Source organism: Stenotrophomonas sp. Steno-Z10-BAI (assembly GCF_056393115.1).
Map to the genome: position 1 here is coordinate 833,061 of NZ_JBWJOZ010000002.1, position 18,037 is coordinate 851,097.

Annotated in this window: 14 protein-coding genes; 1 reads left to right on the forward strand and 13 read right to left on the reverse strand. The window is 67.6% G+C overall.

Features of this window, described 5'->3' with window-relative positions; genetic code table 11:
• Positions 1-88: 88 nt before the first annotated feature.
• A complete protein-coding gene (locus AC06E9_RS08520; RefSeq protein WP_478055883.1) occupies positions 89-2,575 on the reverse strand; it encodes a GH92 family glycosyl hydrolase in 2,487 nt (828 codons plus the stop codon).
• Positions 2,576-3,143: 568 nt separating this feature from the next.
• Between AC06E9_RS08520 and AC06E9_RS08525 the strand changes: the two genes are divergently transcribed.
• On the forward strand, positions 3,144-6,209 hold the full coding sequence (locus AC06E9_RS08525; protein WP_478055884.1) for a TonB-dependent receptor: 3,066 nt from the start codon (positions 3,144-3,146) through the stop codon (positions 6,207-6,209).
• 120 nt (positions 6,210-6,329) lie between these two features.
• Here the strand turns inward: AC06E9_RS08525 and AC06E9_RS08530 are convergent, their stop codons facing one another.
• The 12 genes from AC06E9_RS08530 to hisG form a co-directional block, all read right to left on the reverse strand.
• Complete coding sequence (locus AC06E9_RS08530; protein ID WP_478055885.1) at positions 6,330-7,079, reverse strand: copper homeostasis protein CutC; 750 nt, start codon at positions 7,077-7,079, stop codon at positions 6,330-6,332.
• The gene (locus AC06E9_RS08535; RefSeq protein ID WP_478055886.1) at positions 7,076-8,074 is read right to left on the reverse strand and encodes a glycosylasparaginase; all 999 of its coding nucleotides are present in this window, start codon (positions 8,072-8,074) and stop codon (positions 7,076-7,078) included. Before AC06E9_RS08535 ends, AC06E9_RS08530 begins: the two co-directional genes overlap by 4 nt.
• A gap of 33 nt (positions 8,075-8,107) precedes the next feature.
• Positions 8,108-9,109 (reverse strand): glucokinase, encoded by a 1,002-nt coding sequence (locus AC06E9_RS08540; RefSeq protein ID WP_336619079.1) that lies wholly within the window; start codon positions 9,107-9,109, stop codon positions 8,108-8,110.
• A 145-nt stretch (positions 9,110-9,254) separates the two neighbouring features.
• The gene (locus AC06E9_RS08545) at positions 9,255-10,853 is read right to left on the reverse strand and encodes a calcineurin-like phosphoesterase C-terminal domain-containing protein (RefSeq protein ID WP_121036651.1); all 1,599 of its coding nucleotides are present in this window, start codon (positions 10,851-10,853) and stop codon (positions 9,255-9,257) included.
• Between the two features lie 93 nt (positions 10,854-10,946).
• On the reverse strand, positions 10,947-11,585 hold the full coding sequence (gene hisIE / locus AC06E9_RS08550; protein ID WP_152150673.1) for a bifunctional phosphoribosyl-AMP cyclohydrolase/phosphoribosyl-ATP diphosphatase HisIE: 639 nt from the start codon (positions 11,583-11,585) through the stop codon (positions 10,947-10,949).
• Positions 11,575-12,351 carry an imidazole glycerol phosphate synthase subunit HisF gene (gene hisF / locus AC06E9_RS08555; RefSeq protein WP_121036649.1) on the reverse strand — a complete coding sequence of 259 codons (777 nt, stop codon included), beginning with the start codon at positions 12,349-12,351 and terminating at the stop codon, positions 11,575-11,577. Before hisF ends, hisIE begins: the two co-directional genes overlap by 11 nt.
• Entirely contained in the window at positions 12,345-13,079 is a 735-nt protein-coding gene (gene hisA / locus AC06E9_RS08560) for a 1-(5-phosphoribosyl)-5-[(5-phosphoribosylamino)methylideneamino]imidazole-4-carboxamide isomerase (protein WP_478055887.1), read from the reverse strand. The genes hisF and hisA overlap by 7 nt, the downstream gene beginning before the upstream one ends.
• A complete protein-coding gene (gene hisH / locus AC06E9_RS08565) occupies positions 13,076-13,678 on the reverse strand; it encodes an imidazole glycerol phosphate synthase subunit HisH (protein ID WP_478055888.1) in 603 nt (200 codons plus the stop codon). Before hisH ends, hisA begins: the two co-directional genes overlap by 4 nt.
• Positions 13,675-14,748 carry a bifunctional histidinol-phosphatase/imidazoleglycerol-phosphate dehydratase HisB gene (gene hisB, locus AC06E9_RS08570; protein ID WP_478055889.1) on the reverse strand — a complete coding sequence of 358 codons (1,074 nt, stop codon included), beginning with the start codon at positions 14,746-14,748 and terminating at the stop codon, positions 13,675-13,677. Before hisB ends, hisH begins: the two co-directional genes overlap by 4 nt.
• Complete coding sequence (gene hisC / locus AC06E9_RS08575; protein ID WP_478055890.1) at positions 14,745-15,833, reverse strand: histidinol-phosphate transaminase; 1,089 nt, start codon at positions 15,831-15,833, stop codon at positions 14,745-14,747. The genes hisB and hisC overlap by 4 nt, the downstream gene beginning before the upstream one ends.
• Positions 15,830-17,125 (reverse strand): histidinol dehydrogenase, encoded by a 1,296-nt coding sequence (gene hisD / locus AC06E9_RS08580; RefSeq protein WP_478055891.1) that lies wholly within the window; start codon positions 17,123-17,125, stop codon positions 15,830-15,832. The genes hisC and hisD overlap by 4 nt, the downstream gene beginning before the upstream one ends.
• Positions 17,122-18,033, reverse strand: a complete 912-nt coding sequence (gene hisG / locus AC06E9_RS08585) for an ATP phosphoribosyltransferase (RefSeq protein WP_478055892.1) — start codon at positions 18,031-18,033, stop codon at positions 17,122-17,124. Before hisG ends, hisD begins: the two co-directional genes overlap by 4 nt.
• Between the last annotated feature and the right edge of the window lie 4 nt (positions 18,034-18,037).

Below are 18,037 nucleotides of genomic sequence, written 5' to 3' on the forward strand. Positions count from 1 at the left end.
AGCCTAAACGATCGCATTGACCAGCGGTCCCTGCCCGCGCCGAGGGTCAACCCCGGTGGGCTGGCCACGGCGCGGACCAGCGTGTGGCTCATTCCAGTACCGCGCCGGGGGTGGCGCAGAAGGACGCCGGCAGCGCCTCGGCCTGGGTACCCCAGCCGTTCTCCTGCGCGGTGCTGCCCAGGGCGAAGGCGATGGTGCCACCGCGCTGCAGCTGCGCCCAGTCCAGCCACACCGGCGCATGCGCTCGGCCATCGACCTGCACGTTCTGGACATACTGCAACTGGCGGCCATCCGCGCCCGGCGCCTTCAGGGTGAGCGTCCTGCCCTGGCCCAGATCGATCTCGGCGCGGGCGAAGCGCGGCGTATGCAACAGGAACTCGCCGCTGCCCGGCACCGCCGGGTACAGGCCCAGCGCACTGAACAGGTACCAGGCCGACATCGTGCCCAGGTCATCGTTGCCGGTGACGCCGTTGGGCGCGTTGGTGAACAACTGCTGCGCGGCGCGCACCACGGTGGCGGTCTTCCACGGCTGCCCGATCAGCGTGTACATCCAGGGCGCGTGCAGGTCCGGTTCGTTGTTGGGGTTATAGCGGTACTGGTTGTAGTAGCTGTAGGGACCGACCACCCATTCCTTGCGGGCGGCGGTCAGCGGCGACTTCACCAGCGCGTCGTAAGCGAAGAAGGTATCCAAGCGCCGCGCGGCCTGCTCGCGGCCGTGCATGGCCTGGACCAGGCCCGGCACGTCCTGCTGCGCCAGCCACTGGTATTGCCACGCGGTGCCTTCATGGAAGCCATGGTGCGAGCGCGGGCTGTACGCGCCATCGGCCGGCAGGTACCACGCGCCATCTTCCATGCGCGGCCGCGGGAAGCCGTTGAAATCGCCCTCTTCATCGCGCACCGACGGGTCCCACACCTTGTGCCAGTTGCGGCCACGCTCGCGCAGCACGCCGGCATCGGCGGCATGGCCGAGGCCATCGGCCATCTGCGCCAGGGCGCAGTCGGCCAGCGCGTACTCCAGCGTCGCCGAACCCCCGTGGTGCGGATCCACGTCCATGCCCTTGGAGGGGAAGGCGCGGTCGTACTGGACATAGCCATTGGCCAGGTAGCTCGGGTTGCCCGAACGGCCCGCATGACGCGAGTTCATCGGCGGCACCTCGAACGCATTCTTGCGCAGCGCGGTGTAGGCCTCCCTTTCGCGGCCGGCCAGCGCGCCGAAGCGCCACAGGTCCACCAGGAACGGCGTGACCGGGTCACCCGTCATCACGTTGGTTTCGAAGTTGGCGTAGCCCCAACGCGGCAGCCAACCGCCCTGCGCTTCAATCGCCAGCAGGGTGCGGCCGATATCGCGCGCGACCTCCGGCTTGGTCAACGCCAGCCACTGGTTCTGTGCGCGGTAGGTATCCCACAGCGAGAAGTACTCGTAGTAGGTCCAGCCATCGGCGCGATGGATGTTGTCGTCGTAGCCACGGTAACGGCCGTCGGCATCGCTGCCGGTCAGCGGCTGCAGCAACGCGTGGTACAGCGCGGTGTACAGCACGGTGCGGTCGTCGCTGCTGCCGCCCTGGACACGCACGGCAGCCAATTCCTTGCGCCACTGCTGCTGGGCCATCTGGCGCATCTGATCGAAGCCGAGCAGGCGACCGCCCTGCATGCCATCGCTGCGCAGATTGGCGCGCGCCCCTTCGGCATCCACGTGCGAGATCGCGCTGACCGCGGTCACCGCACGGCCCTTGGCCAGATCGAAGCTCAGCCAGGCGCCGCTGGGCTTGAGCTCGCCTTCCATGCCATGGCGTGCGCCCGGCAGGCCGCCGCCCTCGCCCCAGGTACCGAACGCCTTGAACGGGCGGTCGAACTCGATGCGGAACCAGGTGGTGTACTGATGCCCGCCACAGAAGCTCTTGGTGACCAGCTTGCCTTCCACCGCGCGGTCGCCGACAACATCAACCACGCTGCCGATCACCGAATGGCGCTCGTTGGCCTGGCCGAGGTTGACCAGCACGTGGCCGGTGCCCGCATCGGCGGCGAAGGTGTAACGCTCGGCCGCGGCACGCGTGCGTGCGGTAGCCTCCGCGTCGATGCCGCCGTAGTTGGTCAGGCGCACCTTGTAGTAGCCCGCCTGCCCGATTTCACCCTCGTGGGTGTAGCTGGAGGCGTAGCGCTTGTGGTCGAAGCTCTTGGCGTCGTCGGTATTGAAGTCACCGCCCGGGCCGATGCTGCCGGTCACCGGCAGGACCGAGACCTGGCCGCCCTGCTCCCAGCAGCCGGCGCCGGACAGGAAGGAATGACCGAAGCCACGGATCTTGGGATCGTCGTAGCGCCAGCCAGCATAGTGCTCACCGATCGGGCTGACCTGGATCAGGCCGAACGGCGCCGAGGCACCCGGGAACGTATTGCCATCGTCCTTGCTGCCGATGAAGGTGTTGACCTCGCGCTCCAGCGCCGCAGGCGCGGCCTGAAGCAACAGCGGCGCGCAGCTCAGGGCCAGCAGGCAGGCCAGACCCGCCAGTGGGCGGCGGCGGGCCGGGACGGCACCGGCGGCGGGAACAACGGAAGGACGGTGAGAAAAACAGGTCACGGACACGGACTCCTTGGCGGACGTGGCGGCAGCGCGAACCAGTGGCGGCGGGCGCCGCTGGTTCCCTGGACTGGGCGACCCAATCCACACCCCGGTGAATTTAGATCGATTTAAGTAAAGCACGGGAATTTCGGGGGATGCATTCTGCGCTGCAACATCGGCGGCACCCTGGGGGCCAGCAGCAGCGTGTCCAGTTGCGCACTCGGCCGCACCGCCCACGCGTGGGCAAGCGGATCGGCACCCGTCGGCCCGCCGACAGGGCTGGGGCGGCCAACCCAGCGCCGCCGCGGCCTCGGCCCGGCACAAGCGAAAGCACCGCCGGGATCCATATTGCGGAGCAGCATGCGTCCCCCGCGCGGTCGTGCTAAAAATCCCCCGCCAATCGTTTAGATCGATCCAACTTAAAACGGTCACGATTGCCGGAAGTGGGGAGCCGGGGGACTGCCCCACGCGATGCATGCGGGACGCGCCAGGCAACTCGACGCTCGAGAAAGTCGGCTTCAAACATTAGATCGATTCAAAGAATTCGTATCGCCACCGTTTCAATCCAGGAGAGGGAGAGAGTGGAATGAAGATGTCACGCATGCACCGCCGCGTTGCGTTGTCCGCGGCCATTGCCAGCGCGTTGGCCACGGCCATCGTGCCGGCCAGCGCCTTCGCGCAACAAGCAACCCCGGCCACCGGCACCCCCGATGCGACCACGCTCGACAGCGTGACCGTCACCGGCTATCGCTACGCCATCGAGAAGAGCCTGCAGCAGAAGCGCGATGCCAACGCCGTGGTCGAAGTGATCACCGCCGAAGACGTGGGCAAGTTCCCCGACAAGAACGTGGCCGACGCGCTGCAGCGCGTGCCCGGCGTGGTGATCACGCGCAGTGGCGGCGAAGGCAAGAGCGTCAGCGTGCGCGGCCTCGCGCCGGACCTGACCCTCACCCAGTTGAACGGCAACTACGTCGCCACCTCGGAAACCAACAACGAGGCGTCGCGTTCGTTCAACTACACGCTGCTGCCGTCGAACATGCTGTCCAGCGCGGAGCTGTTCAAATCCCCGGAAGCGCGCATCGACGAAGGCGGCATCGGTGGCACCGTGATCCTGCATACCCGCCGCCCGCTCGATATGGAAGCCAACTCCGGTTACGTCAACCTGGAAGGCACCTCATCGGACACCAGCCACGACATCGATCCGCAGGCCTCGGCGCTGTATTCCTGGCACAGCAAGGACGAACGCTTCGGCGTGCTGGTGGGCGTGACGCAGCAGAAGCGCACCAGCCGCACCATGGAAGCCAGCACCGAGGACTACCAGTGGTATGGCGCAGGTGACGCGCGTGATGCCAACGGCAATGCGCTGCCGCAGGATGGTATCCACTACTGGTGGGGGCAGTCCGGCTTCAACAACCAGACCGGCGGCAACTACAGCGACTTCTTCATGCCGACCTCGGTCAACTTCGCGGTGAAGGAAGAAAAACGCGAGCGCAAGGGCGGCCAGCTGACCTTCCAGTTCAAGCCGCTCGACAACCTGACCCTGACCGCCAACTACTTCCGCTTCGAGCTGCAGGGCGATTACACCCAGAACATGCTCAAGGTGCCGGAGTGGAGCATGGCCCGCTTCAATGGTGACGGTAACTGGGCCGGCGGCCGGCTGCTCAACGGGCTCGATTTCGATCCCAGCGGCAGCATCGTGACCGGCGCACAGTTCGAGAAGCTGCCAGGCAAGGCCTACATCTGCAGCGAAGAACAGGCCGCGGCGGCCGGCCTTGCGCCGGGCGGCTGGGGGCCGGACGACTGCACCCTGCCCACCCCGCAGCTGACCGGTGGCTACAGCAAGGAAAAGGCGCTTTCGCAGACCGCCGACCTGTCGGTCGAATGGGACATCAGCCCGCTGTGGAAGGCGTCCTTCACCGGTGGCCGTACCTGGTCCGAAGGTGGCCCGTCGATGAACTTCCGGATGTCGGCCAAGCCGCGCCGCAAGGTCGGTCCGGACTATCTGTCGGGTAACCAGTACACCGCATGGGACCTGACCGGCACGCCGTCGGTGCAGTTCTCCCCGGACCTGCAGCAGCAGCTGATGGCCGGCATTGCCGAAGTCGACACCGGCTCGACCGACTCGTCGTGGATGCAGACCGAGGTTGAACAGAACTACTTCCAGGCCGATTTCACCAAACTGTTCGAGACCGGCTGGCTGGATTCCATCCAGTTCGGCACCAAGTACCGTGACGGCAAGGTCCACCGCAACACCGGCAACACCTACTGGGTGTGCCAGGGCCTGGATCCGGCCGACTACGACAACAACCGTTACCAGGCCGGCTGCGATTCCACCGCCGGTGATGCCCAGCCGGGCTTCTTCCTGTCCAACCCGATCAGCAACATCGCCGGCGGCTTCAACGCCAACGTGTTCCCGGGCATCAACTACCCGGCCTACATCAATTACCTCAACCAGACCTACGGCGGCTCGCACAACCGCACCGAAGAAGACTTCGTCTACGACGTCAACGAGAAGATCTACTCCGGGTACTTCCAGGCCAACTTCCGTACCGAGCGCCTGCGCGGCAATGTCGGCGTGCGCGTGGTGCGTACCGAGCAGTTCGCCCAGTCGAGCGATTCGGTCGAGCGCTTCAACGATTACTTCGTCGATAATGCCAACGGGTCGCCGATGAGCTGCGATGACCCGGCCGCGGATCCGACCCTGCGCTGCCAGGGCGGCTTCGTGCGCCTGCCGGACAACCAGGTGCGCGACAAGGTCTACACCCTCAGCTCGCTGGACAAGACCTATACCGACTTCCTGCCGAGCTTCAACATCGCCTGGGACATCAACGACAGCCTGGTGCTGCGCGGCGCAGCCTCGAAGGTCATCGCGCGGCCGGGCTATACCAGCATCGCCTACCCGGGCGGCCTGAACTACATCAGCGAGGAGTACAGCAACGACCGCCGTGTGGCCGGTGGTACTGACACCCCGGGCTGGTACGGCTCGGGCAGCAACAAGAACCTGGAACCGTTCAAGGCCGTCCAGTTCGACCTCGGCCTGGAGTGGTACTTCAAGCCCGGCTCTGCCGCGGGCGTGGCGCTGTTCCGCAAGAACGTGGACAACTTCACCGTGCCGGTGGTGCGCGACCAGCAGATGACGGTCGGCGGGCAGTCGGTCACCGTGCAGAAGTACCGCACCGAAGCCAACGGCCGTGACGGCGTCTCGCAGGGCGTTGAAGTGTACGGCCAGTACACCTTCGACATGGGCTTCGGCGTCCAGGCCAACTACACCTACAACGACACCAACCTCGCCTCGATCGTGCTCGATGGGGAAGAAATCGGTGCCTCGCCGCTGGTGGGCAGCGCCAAGAACCAGGCCAACGTCACGATCTTCTATGAGAACGACACGATCCTGGCCCGCGCCTCGTACAACCGCCGTGGCGAAGTGGTGGGCGGCCTGAACAACGGCATGACCACCTGCACCAAGCCGTACGACCAGCTCGACCTCAACGTGGCCTACAACATCACCCCGGACTGGACGGTCACCGCCTCGGTACTGAACGCCACCAAGTCCGAGCTGCAGAGCTACATCGGCGATGACAGCCAGGCCCGCCTGCTGTCCAACATCTATGCCGGCCGCCAGCTGTACTTCGGCGTGAACTGGAAGTTCTAAGCCTCACCCGCCCCCGCCTTCGGGCGGGGCAACGGTCCTCCACGGCAGCTGCGCTTGTACAGGCGGCTGCCGTTTTTCTAATGGGGACGGAGGTAGTTAATTGCGGCCGGGCGTCGCGGATTAACTACCTCCGTCCCTATTATCAAGAGCCGCGCGCAGTGCTCTGACGTGCGCTGTGTCGGTCACGCTCCAGTCCGGCGACAACCCGGTCAACGCGGGATTGTGGTGACGCATTGCCGACGGCTGCGTCGTCTTCGCTGAGGCGTGCAGTTCAACGCACCCACTGCGTTGGGCTACCTCCACGGCGTTGGCCGCAGTGATTCCCGCACCGGCCATGAGTGAGATGCGGTCGCCGGCCTGCGCCACGAGGGCGGCCAGCACATCGGCACCGGCCAGTGCACTGGCCTGCCCGCCCGAACTCAGGATGCGTTGGCAGCCCAGCGTCACGATCTGCTCCAGCGCCGCCGGCAGATCACGCGCCGCATCGAAGGCGCGGTGGAACGTGATGCCGAGTGGACCTGCCGCGGACACCAGTTCCCGGCACAGCGGCATGTCGATGCCACCGTCGGCATCCACCGCGCCGATCACCACGCCCTCGCAGCCGAGTGCACGGCAGTACGCGATATCGCGCAGCATGATCTCGGCCTCCAGCGCGGTGTAGAGGAAATCGCCAGGCCGCGGCCGGATCAGCACGAACAAGGGAATCTGCAGGCGATCACGGGCGACCGCGATGCTGCCCTGCGACGGGGTGGTGCCCCCCTCGGCGAGGTTGTCGAACAGTTCGATCCGATCCGCTCCGCCTTGCTGGGCGGCCAACGCAGAGGCCACCGAATTGGACGCGATCTCCAGCACCCGGCGCGGCGCGCTCACGTCTGTTCGCTCGTGTATACCGAGGCGGAATCGCGCAGGTCGTCCTGCCGGTCTTTATCGCAGACCGCGTAGACAAAGCCGCGATGCAGCGCGTAGGCGCCGACCTCACCGTGCTTGTTCAACGCGAGGAAGCACACCTGCAGGGTCTTGCTTGCCTCAGGGCGCTTGCGCACTACCCGGGCGATCGCCTCGCGGCAGGCCTCGGCCGGCGAGCGGCCTTGGCGCATCAGCTCGACCACCAGGAACGAGGCGGCATTGCGGATCATTTCCTCACCGACACCCGAGGCGGTGGCCGCCCCGACCTCGTTGTCGACGTACAGGCCGGCCCCGATGATCGGGCTGTCGCCAACGCGGCCGTGCATCTTCCAGGCCATGCCACTGGTCGTGCAGGCACCGGCCAGGCGCCCCTGCGCATCGATCGCGAGCATGCCCAGTGTGTCGTGGTTGCTGCTGTCGCCGGGGCGGCTGCGCCGTTCGGCATTGATCTCGGGCGTGTACTGCGCGGTCTTGAGCCACTCGCGCCAGGCTTTTTCAGCTTCCTGGGTAAGCAGCTTCTTGCGTTCAAAGCCCTGCTGCACCGCGAACTGCTGCGCGCCCTCGCCCACCAGCATCACGTGCGGCGTCTGTTCCATCACCCGCCGTGCCACCGAGACGGGGTGCGCGATATCACTCAGCGCCGCCACCGAACCACAGCGGCCATCGCCGTCCATGATGCTGGCATCCAGGCTCAGCACGCCGTCACGGTCCGGATTGCCGCAGCGCCCGACCGTGGGATTACACAGATCGCTCTCGGCCCAGCGCGCGCCGGCCTCGACCGCATCGAGCGCGGAGCCGCCGCTCGCCAGCGTTTTCCAGGCCACCTGGTTGGCTCCCACACCGAAATCCCAGGTGGACACGACGCGCGCGCCGGAGGCAGTACGTGCCTGCAACGTCGGCAGCGCGAGGGCGCCAGCGGCCAAGGCACTGGCCTGGAGAAATCGCCTGCGGTCAGTCATGGGTAGGTCTCCAGCGAACGGAAAATGAGGGAATTACACGACGATACAGCGATGCTCCGCATGCCAGACCGCCGCGCCAAGCACGCCGAGCTCGCCGTGGTCCACCCGCCAGATCGGCACCTGGCGCAGCACATCGTGCATCACGCCCTTGGCCAGGAAGCGCGCGCGGAAACCGCCATCGCGCAGGAAGCGGTCCACCCGGGTGGAGATGCCACCGGCCAGGTAGACCGAGCGCGCACCGAAGGTCGTGGCCAGGTCGCCGGCCAGACTGCCGAGCCAGGCGCAGAACACCTCCAGCGTCTCGACCGCCACCGCATCCACGCCCTCATGGGCGGCCGCGATCAGGGCTTCGGTGCTCGTCCAGTGCGGCGTGACGCCACGGATATCGCACAGGCAGGGATACAGGTTCATCAAGCCGCCACCTGACAGGACGCGCTCGTTGTCCACGTGCTCCCAGCGCTGCAGCAGGCGCGAGAGCACCTCCAGTTCCAGCGGATTGCAGGCGTTCAACGCGGCGTGGCCGGCTTCGCTGGCCAGCACCGGACGCTCGCCGCCCTCGAAGCGCAGCGCTGCGCCCAGGCCGGTGCCCGGGCCCAGCACCAGCGCCGGCCAGCGCGGTCCCGGCTCGGGATCGCCATTGAGGGCCACCATCGTCTCCGGCGCCACGTGCGGAATCGCATAGGCCACCGCTTCGAAATCGTTGATCAGCGCCAGCGACGCCAGCCCGGAATCGTGACGGGTCCGGGCGACCGAGACCGGCCACGGCAGATTGGTGTTGACCAGGTGATCACCGTCCAGCAAGCCAGCGATCGCGACCACGGCACTGTCCGGCGCTGCCGGCAGCGTGGCGATGAAAGCGGCCAGGATCGCGGCCAGACTGGGGTGCTCGGCGCAGGCATAACGCTGCAGGCCGCTCAGCTGTGGCGCAGCACCCGCCCGCACAGTGGCCAGCGCGACGCGGGCGAACGTGCCGCCCACATCGGCCACGATCAGCGTGTCAGGGGGGGAATCCCGGTGGGCCGCGGTCCGCGCCACATCAGGTTGAGCCGGAACCGGTACCGCTGCGCTCACTCGCTTGCCTTGGTTGAATCGATTGAATCCCGGCGATTCTCAGGCATCGCCGGGGGAATGCAAAGCCGCCTGCGCCATACAGCGCCGTACTGAACCCACGGCGCCGTGATCAGGGCTTGGCGGTCTGCAGGCGGTAGCTGGTGCTGGCCGTGGCCGTCGGGCCATCGCCCTGCACGGCACGCACTTCCACCTTGTGCTCGCCCACGGCCAAGTGGGTCGGCAGCGCGCCGCGCCACAGGTGCGGTGACGGCGTGGCTTCCGGCGAGCGGTCGAAGCCACGCAGGCGCTCGGCGGTGTCATCGGCGACGTTCTCCTGCAGCAGGCGCGGATCGGGCTGCTCGACGCGCTTCATTGGCTGCCAGGCGCCATCGTCCACGCGGTACTCCACCAACGAATCGGCCTGGCCCATGAACACGTTGGCGTATACGCCCCAGGCCGGATACGCGCCCTGGCGAAGCACCTTCGGCGCATGCAGGGCGATCTGGTAATCGTCCGGCGCACGCGCCACGTAATAGCGCAGGCCGTAGTCGCCACCGGGCTTGACCGACAGCACCGCATAGCCGTTCGGGGTGCCATCGCTCATGGTCGCATCGGGGATGCCGTTGCTGTCCTTCACGCCCGACCAGAATGCCCCGCAGGCCGCGCCCACGTTGTACTCGTGCAGCGGCTTGCTGCCCTGCCAGCCTTCGGCCGCACCGTGGTAGTAGTGCTGCTGGGTGTGACTGTGGCCGCTGAGCACCAGTACGTTCGGGAAATCCTTGAGCAGCGCGAACAGACGCGTGCGGTCGGCATGGCGGAACGTCTCCCGGCCGGGCGCGGCATCGAACAGCGGGATGTGCATGCCGAGCACGATCAGCCGATCACGCGGCAGCCCCTTGAGATAATTGCCGAGGAAGGTGAACTGGTCCGCGCGCAGGCCACCCACGTAGCTCGGTTTGGCCTTGGGGTCGTAGACCACGTCATCGAGGAACACGAAACTCGCGCCGCCCTCTTCCACCGCATAGGTATCCGGGCCGTACACGGCGCGCCAGCTGTCCAGCGAGTGCGCATCGTTGCCGGCGTCCATGTCCAGGTCGTGGTTGCCCGGCACGTGGAACCACGGCACCTGCAGCTGCGCGGTGACCTTGTTGATGTCCGGGTACAGGCTCAGGTCGTCGTTGACGATGTCGCCCAGGGTGGTGCCCAGCCGCGCCGGGTGCTTGCCGATGATCGGCTCGACGATGGCGCGCTGGTAGTAGCCGATGTCCTGGCGACTGGCGGTCTGCGAATCGGTGAACACCAGCATCTCGAAACCGTTGCGTGCCGCATCGGTGCCCTTGGCCGGTTCCAGCGCGAAATCCCAGTTGCGGGTGGCGCCGCCGGTGGCGCGGATGCCGTCGTACTTCAGCTTTGGCGACCCCTGGGGCGCGTAGTGTCGCCAGTAGGAAGGCAGCCCATTGGCCGCTGCCGGGAAGCGGTACTCGTCCGGCTTGATCACGAAGATGGTCTGGCCCTCGCGCACCGGCAGGCTGTAGCTGCCATCGGCGGCGGTGCGCACGATCGTTTCGCCGTTGGAGACCTGTACCCCGGCCAGGCCGGGATCGGTCGGGCCGCGCCCGGGCTTGCCGTCGCGCTCCTGATACACCTTGCCGGTGACGGTCGTTTCAGCAGCCCAGGCAGGCGAAGTCATCAACAGCAGGCAAGCCAGCCAGGCGGCAGTACGGGTCATCGGGGGCGGTCCGGTCGGGGGTGGAGAATTGTAGAGCGGCACATCATCGCCTGCACCGCGTTTCACCGACGTTAAACGATGTGCAGCCCTGCCCTACCCGGCGTGGCGCGCCGCCAGCACCGCGACCGCATCATCCAGCGACAGCCCACGCGCACGCAGCAGCACGGTCAGATGGAACAGCAGATCGGCCGACTCGCCCAGCAGCGCGTCATCGTCCTGCACCACCCCTGCCAGCGCGGTCTCCACGCCCTCCTCGCCCACTTTCTGCGCGATGCGGCGGATGTCGCCCTCGAACAGCGACGTGGTGTAGCTACCGGCCGGGCGCTGCTGCTCGCGTTCGCGCACCACGGTATCCAGCCGGCCCAGGAAGTTGCCGGGTGCCTGCGGGAAGCAGCTCTCGCTGCCGGTATGGCAGGTCGGCCCGGCCGGGCGCGCACTGACCAGCAGGGTGTCGCTGTCGCAATCGATCCGCACGGCAGTCACCGCCAGCACGTTGCCGGAGGATTCGCCCTTGGTCCACAACCGCTGCTTGCTGCGGCTGTAGAAGGTCATGTGGCCCGTGGCCAGGGTCTGCGCCAGCGAGGCCGCATTGGCATAGCCGAGCATCAGCACGCGCAACGTATCCGTGTCCTGCACCACCACCGGCAACAGGCCATCGCCCTTGCCCCAGTCCAGCTGCGCCAGCGCCTCGCGCGATGGCTGCACGTCAATGGAATTCACGTCAATAGACATCTCGAACCTCGATCTGCTGCTCGCGCAGGAACTGCTTGAGCGCGGGAATGGCAATGGCGCCACTGTGGAACACGCTGGCGGCCAGCGCACCGTCAACATCGGCCTGGTCGAACACATCGGCGAAGTGCTGCATCTCGCCAGCGCCGCCGGAGGCGATCAGTGGCACCTGGCACAGCGCACGGGCCTGGCGCAGCTGCGCCACATCGTAGCCGCGGCGCACGCCATCGCTGTCCATGCAGTTGAGCACGATCTCCCCGGCACCCCGGCGCTGTGCCTCCACCACCCAGTCCAAGGTACGGACCGCCACCGCCTGGGTCTTGTCCGGATCGCCGCTGAAGCGGCGCACGCGCCATTGTCCGTCCGCCTCGCGCACCGAATCGATGCCGACCACCACGCACTGGACGCCGAAGGCATCGGCCAGCTCCTCGATCAGTTCGGGCCGACCGAGGGCCGGCGAGTTGATCGAGATTTTGTCGGCGCCGGCATGCAGCACGCGCCGTGCGGTCTCCACATCGCTGATCCCGCCGGCCACGCAGAACGGAATGTCGATCAGGCGCGCGATACGCTCGATCCAGGCCACGTCCACCGCGCGCCCTTCCGGGCTGGCGCCGATGTCGTAGAACACGAGTTCATCCGCGCCCTGGTCGCGGTAGCGCATCGCCAGTTCGGCGATATCGCCCATGTCCACGTGATCGCGGAAGCGCACGCCCTTGACCACGCGACCATCGCGCACATCCAGGCAGGGAATCAGGCGGCGGCTCAGCATGCCAGCGCCCCTTCCAGGGTCATGCGCCCTTCCAGCAATGCCTTGCCGAGGATCGCCCCGCCGCAGCCGACCGCCTTGGCCTGGGCGACATCATCGGCATCGCGCACGCCACCGGAGGCCTGCACCGCCACGCCGGGAAGCCGTGCGGCCAGATGCCGGTAGAGATCGATGTTCGGCCCGGACAGCATGCCGTCGCGCGCGATATCCGTGCACAGCAGGTGCTGCATGCCCGCCTCTGCGTAGCGCTGGGCCAACACGTCCAGCGTGTCCTCGGCGGTCTCGGTCCAGCCATGCACCGGCAACAGCCAGCGGCCGTCCTCGGCCTGGCGCGCGTCCAGCGCGATGGTCAGCCGCTCCGGACCGAACTCGCGCAGCCAGCCGATCACGGTGTCGGGCTCGCGGACCGATACCGAGCCCACCACCACGCGGGTGGCACCGGCGTCGAGAATCCGGGCGACGTCATCGCGCGAGCGCACACCGCCGCCGGTCTGCACCTTCAGGCCGGCCTGCGACGCGATCGAGGACAGCAGCGGTGCCAACGTGTAACCACCGCCGCGGGCCGCATCCAGATCCACCAGATGCATCCAGCTTGCGCCCGCCGCGGCAAACGCCTGCGCGCGCGGCAGCGGGTCATCGCCGTAGGTGGTCTGCTGCGCGTAGTCACCCTGCAGCAGCCGCACCACGCGGCCTTCGCGGATATCCAGGGCGGGATAGACGATGAAACTCATGTCGGTTCGTTCTCGATGAAATTGCGCAGGATGCGCGCGCCGGTATCGGCCGAGCGCTCCGGGTGGAACTGGGCGCCACTGTGCCGGCCGCGCTGCACGACGGCCGCGAACAGCCCGCCGTGATCGCACGCGGCCACGGTGTCCTCGCCCAGGGGCGCGGCGTAGCTGTGGACGAAATACGCGCTGGCCCGCGCCGGCACGCCGGCCAGCAGCGCTGACTCGCGCAGGGGCAAAAGCCGGTTCCAGCCCATGTGCGGCACACGGATGCCGGTGGCAGGACGCAGGTGGCGCACGACCCCGGGCAACAGGCCCAGGCACTCGACGTGGCCTTCCTCGGAGCCGTCGAACAGCAGCTGCATGCCCAGGCAGATCCCGAGCAGTGGCACCTCCAGCTCGCGCAGCGGCTGCACCAGACCCTGTGCATGCAGACGCGCCATGCCGTGCGGGGCCGCGCCGACGCCGGGCAGGATCACCCGCGAAACGCCCTGCAGGCCCTGCGCATCGCGCACCAGCCGCACCTGCACGCCCAGCCGTTCCAGCGCATAGCGGACCGAGCCGAGGTTGGCGCCGCCCGCATCGATCAGCGCAACTTCCGTCACAGCGCCCCCTTGGTGCTCGGCAGCGCGGTGCCCTGCCGCGGCAAGGCCTGGCGCAGCGCGCGCGCCAGCGCCTTGAAGCAGGCCTCGACCTTGTGGTGGTCGTTGTCACCGCGCACGCTCAGGTGCAGGTTCAACCCGGCCGCATCGCACAGCGAGCGGAAGAAGTGCGGCACCAGCTCGGTCGGCATGTCGCCCACGCGCTCGCGCTTGAACTCGCCTTCGAAGACGAAGTACGGGCGGCCGCTGAAATCCAGCGCGGCACTGGCCAGCGTCTCATCCATCGGCAGGGTGAAGCCGTAGCGGCCGATACCACGCTTGTCGCCAAGTGCCTCGCGCAGGGCCTGGCCGAGCGCCAGGCCGGTGTCTTCAATGGTGTGGTGCTCGTCGATGTGCAGGTCGCCCTCGGCCTGCACGCTCAGCGCGAAGCCGCCGTGCTTGCCGATCTGCTCCAGCATGTGATCGAAGAACGGCAGCCCGGTGTGGGTCTGCGGCTCGGCGGTGCGATCCAGATCGACCTCGACCCGGATCTTCGTCTCCTTGGTATTGCGCTGCACAGTGGCGCGGCGCGGTGCATCGGCCAGCTCATGCGCGATCGAGGTCCAGTCCCAGTCGCCGCCGAACTGCTCGGTGAGCAGCTGGAAACCTCGGATCTTCATGTTCTCCGCGAACTGGATATCGGTCAGGCGGTCACCCACCATCGCCGAGCGCGACCAGTCGATGCTGCGGTCCTGCAGGTACGGCAGCATCAGGCCGATACCCGGCTTGCGGGTCGGCGCGTTGTCCTGCGGCCAGGTGCCGTCGATCAGCACGTCACGGAAGGTGATGCCCTGGCTGGCGAAGATCTGCAGCATAAGATCGTTGGGGCCATCGAAGCTGGCCTGCGGATAGCCTTCGGTGCCCAGGCCATCCTGGTTGCTGACGATCACGAACTGATAGCCCGCATCGCGCAGCTTGAGCATCGCCGGGATCACATCGCGCACGAAGCGCAGCTTCTCGTAGGCGTCGATCTGGAAATCGGCGGGTTCTTCGATCAGGGTGCCGTCGCGGTCGACGAACAGAATCGGGGTCATGCGGCAGCCCTCCGGGCCATCAGGGCGGCGAGTACACGGTCGTTCTGTTCCGGGCTGCCGATAGTAATGCGCAGCGCATCGCCCAGTTGCGGCGCGGCACGCTGGTCACGCACCACCACACCGGCGGCGAGCAGCGCATCGAACGCGCCCTGTGGGTCGGCAAAGCGGGCCAGCAGGTAGTTGCCCTGCGAGGGATAGACACGCACCACGCCTGGCAGTACTGCCAGGCCGGACTGCAGGCGGGTACGTTCGGCCTTGACCTGCGCGATGCGCTGGGTGGTGATGGACAGACTCTCGGCGCCGAGACCGGCCAACGCCAGCTCGGCACAGGGCGCGGGCACCGGGTACGGCGCCTGGCAGCGGCGCAGCACCTGGATCAGGGCAGCATCGGCGATCAGGCTGCCGATGCGCGCGGCCGCCAGCGCATGCGCCTTGGACAGCGTGCGGAGCACGGCGATGTTTTCGTAACGGCTCAACAGTGTGGTCGCGGACGGCTGCTCGGCATATTCACCGTAGGCCTCATCCACCACCACCATCGCCCTGCCCTGCAACGCCGCAGCCACACGCTCTATCTCAGCCAGGGTGATCACGCTGCCTGCGGGATTGGACGGCGAGCACAGGAACACCAGCTTGGCGTTACCACCCAGCGCGGCGGCGATCACCGCATCGATATCGGCGACCAGCGCATCGCCCTGATCGACCAGGGGCACCTCGATCAGCGGCGCGTTCTGCAGGCGGGCGCAGACGGCATACATGCCGAACACCGGCGGCGTGGTCACCACTGCATCGCGGCCCGGCTCGCACAGCGCGCGCACCAGCAGATCGATGGCCTCGTCACTGCCACGGCCGATCAACAATTGTTCGGCGGAGCAGCCGTACAGCTCGGCCAGTCGATCGCGCAATGCTGCCGGCTGCGGGTCGGGATAGCGCCGCGCGCCGCCAGCGACGTCGGCCGGATTGGCCCACGCCGATTCATTCGCGTTGAGCCAGACATCCCCGACCAGCGCACTGCTGCGCGCTGAGGAATAGCCGGCAAACGCCTGCAGGTCGGCGCGTACCAGGGCCAGGAGGGAGCCAGTGCTCATGCGGCCGCCTCCATGCGCAGGGTCACCGCGTTCTCGTGGGCATCCAGGCCTTCGGCGCGTGCCAGCACACGGGCACACTCGCCGATCGCCGCGATGCCGGCGGGCGTGGCCGACTGCACGCTGATCAGGTTCTGGAAGCTGGCCACGCTGACACCGCTGTAGGCGCGTGCGGCACCGGCGGTGGGCAGTACGTGGTTGGTGCCACTGCAGTAATCGCCCAGCGCTTCGGGGGTGTAATCGCCAAGGAACACCGAACCGGCGGCCTCCACCTTGCGCAACCAGGCGCGCGGCTCGCGCAGCGCCAGGATCAAGTGCTCCGGGGCATACCGGTTGCTGATCGCGAAGGCGTCGTCCAGCGACTCGACCAGGATCAAACGCGAGGACGCCAGCGCCTGCGCCGCGATTTCCGCACGCGACAACTGCGCCAGCTGCGCCTCCACCGCCGCTTCAACCTGATCCACCATCCGCGCATCGTCGGTCAGCAGCAACACCTGCGAGTCCGGACCGTGCTCGGCCTGCGAGAGCAGATCGGCGGCAACGAATGCCGGAGTGGCACCGGCATCGGCAATCACCAGTACTTCGGACGGCCCGGCCGGCATGTCGATCGCCGCGGCACCGTCCTGGGCAACCTGTTGCTTGGCTTCGGTCACGTAACTATTGCCCGGGCCATACAGCTTGTCGCAGGCCGGCACGCTGTCAGTGCCATAGGCCATCGCCGCGATCGCCTGCGCGCCGCCCAGCTTGAACACGCGGTGCACGCCGGTCAGGCGCGCGGCCACCAGCACCGCAGGATCGGCACTGCCGTCCTTGCGCGGCGGCGTGCACAACACGACTTCACGACAGCCGGCCAGCTGTGCGGGCACGCCCAGCATCAACGCGGTGGACGGCAACGGCGCGCTGCCAGCCGGCACATACAGACCCACCCGACCGATAGGGCGCACCACGCGCTCGCAACGCACGCCGGGCGCGGTCTCGACCGAATAGCCCTGGCTCATGCCGGCCTGGTGGAAGGTACGGATGCGCGCGGCGGCATCGATCATCGCCTGACGCAGTTCGGCCGAGACGGCCTGTTCGGCCGCAGCGAATTCACCTTCGCTCACCTCGAACGTCTCCGGCGCCACCCCGTCGAAGCGCAGGGTGATCTCGCGCAGTGCGGCATCGCCGCCTTCGCGCACCGCTGCGATCAAGGCCGCGACAGACGCACGGGTACGCGCCGCCACGGCCTGGACCGGGCGTTGCAGCGCCTGCGCCTGGGCGCCGGCATCCAATTGGGACCACGTCAAACGATTCATGCCAGCGACCGCTCCACACTCAACACCATCAACCCCTGCGCGCCCGCGCGCTCCAGGTCCTCCAACCGCTGCCAGGTCAACGCACCGTGGCACATGGTCTGCAAACGCAGGTGGCCGCCGTCATCGGGCAGCTGCACCAGCGGATCGGCATCGGGCAGCAGGCGGGTCAACTCGGAGACGCGGTCCAGCGCGGCGCGGAACATCAGCAGCTTGCTGTCCTGCACCTTCACCACGCCATCAAGACGACGCAGCAGCATCGCCATCAGACCGGCGCGGGCGTCATCGGGCGTGCGGACCGGGCCGGCCAGCACCGCTTCGCTTTCCAGCAGGATTTCGACCGGCTTGAGCTGGTTGGCGGCCAGGGTGGCGCCGCTGGACACCAGATCGCAGATCAGATCAGCCGTGCCCAGGCGCGGGGCGATTTCGACCGAGCCGGACAGCTCGACCACCTGGGCATCCACGCCGCGCTCGGCCAACCAGTCGGCCAGGATCGCGGGGTAGCTGGTGGCGATGCGCTTGCCGGCCAGCTGCTCCACGCCCGTCCATTCCCACTCCTCCGGCACCGCCAGCATCAAGCGGCACTGGCCGAAGTTGAGCCCGCGCAGCGCCTGGTACGCATCCGGCAGGCCGATCCGGCGGCGGGCGGCGCCCTGCTCGTCCAGCTCGTTGCGCCCGACGATGCCGAAGTCGCACACGCCATCGGCGATCAGGCCGGGGATATCGTCGTCGCGGACCAGCAGCAGATCCACCGGCAGCGATTCGCCGTAGCAGAACAGCTTGTCGCGGCTCTGCCGCCAGCTCAGCCCGCAGGCGGTCAGCAGGCTGCGGGCGGGCTCGGCCAGCCGCCCGTTCTTCTGGATGGCGATACGCAGCCGGTCACGTGCCGGGGCGGTCTGGGTTGCACTCATGGGG

Excerpts from the sequence above, each read along its gene's own strand:
- hisC (WP_478055890.1), bottom strand. The coding sequence starts at position 15,833 with ATGAGCACTGGCTCCCTCCTGGCCCTGGTACGCGCCGACCTGCAGGCG.
- AC06E9_RS08525 (WP_478055884.1), top strand. The coding sequence starts at position 3,144 with ATGAAGATGTCACGCATGCACCGCCGCGTTGCGTTGTCCGCGGCCATT.
- hisB (WP_478055889.1), bottom strand. The coding sequence starts at position 14,748 with ATGACCCCGATTCTGTTCGTCGACCGCGACGGCACCCTGATCGAAGAA.
- AC06E9_RS08535 (WP_478055886.1), bottom strand. The coding sequence starts at position 8,074 with ATGACTGACCGCAGGCGATTTCTCCAGGCCAGTGCCTTGGCCGCTGGC.
- hisG (WP_478055892.1), bottom strand. The coding sequence starts at position 18,033 with ATGAGTGCAACCCAGACCGCCCCGGCACGTGACCGGCTGCGTATCGCC.
- hisD (WP_478055891.1), bottom strand. The coding sequence starts at position 17,125 with ATGAATCGTTTGACGTGGTCCCAATTGGATGCCGGCGCCCAGGCGCAG.
- AC06E9_RS08545 (WP_121036651.1), bottom strand. The coding sequence starts at position 10,853 with ATGACCCGTACTGCCGCCTGGCTGGCTTGCCTGCTGTTGATGACTTCG.
- hisIE (WP_152150673.1), bottom strand. The coding sequence starts at position 11,585 with ATGTCTATTGACGTGAATTCCATTGACGTGCAGCCATCGCGCGAGGCG.
- hisA (WP_478055887.1), bottom strand. The coding sequence starts at position 13,079 with ATGAGTTTCATCGTCTATCCCGCCCTGGATATCCGCGAAGGCCGCGTG.
- hisF (WP_121036649.1), bottom strand. The coding sequence starts at position 12,351 with ATGCTGAGCCGCCGCCTGATTCCCTGCCTGGATGTGCGCGATGGTCGC.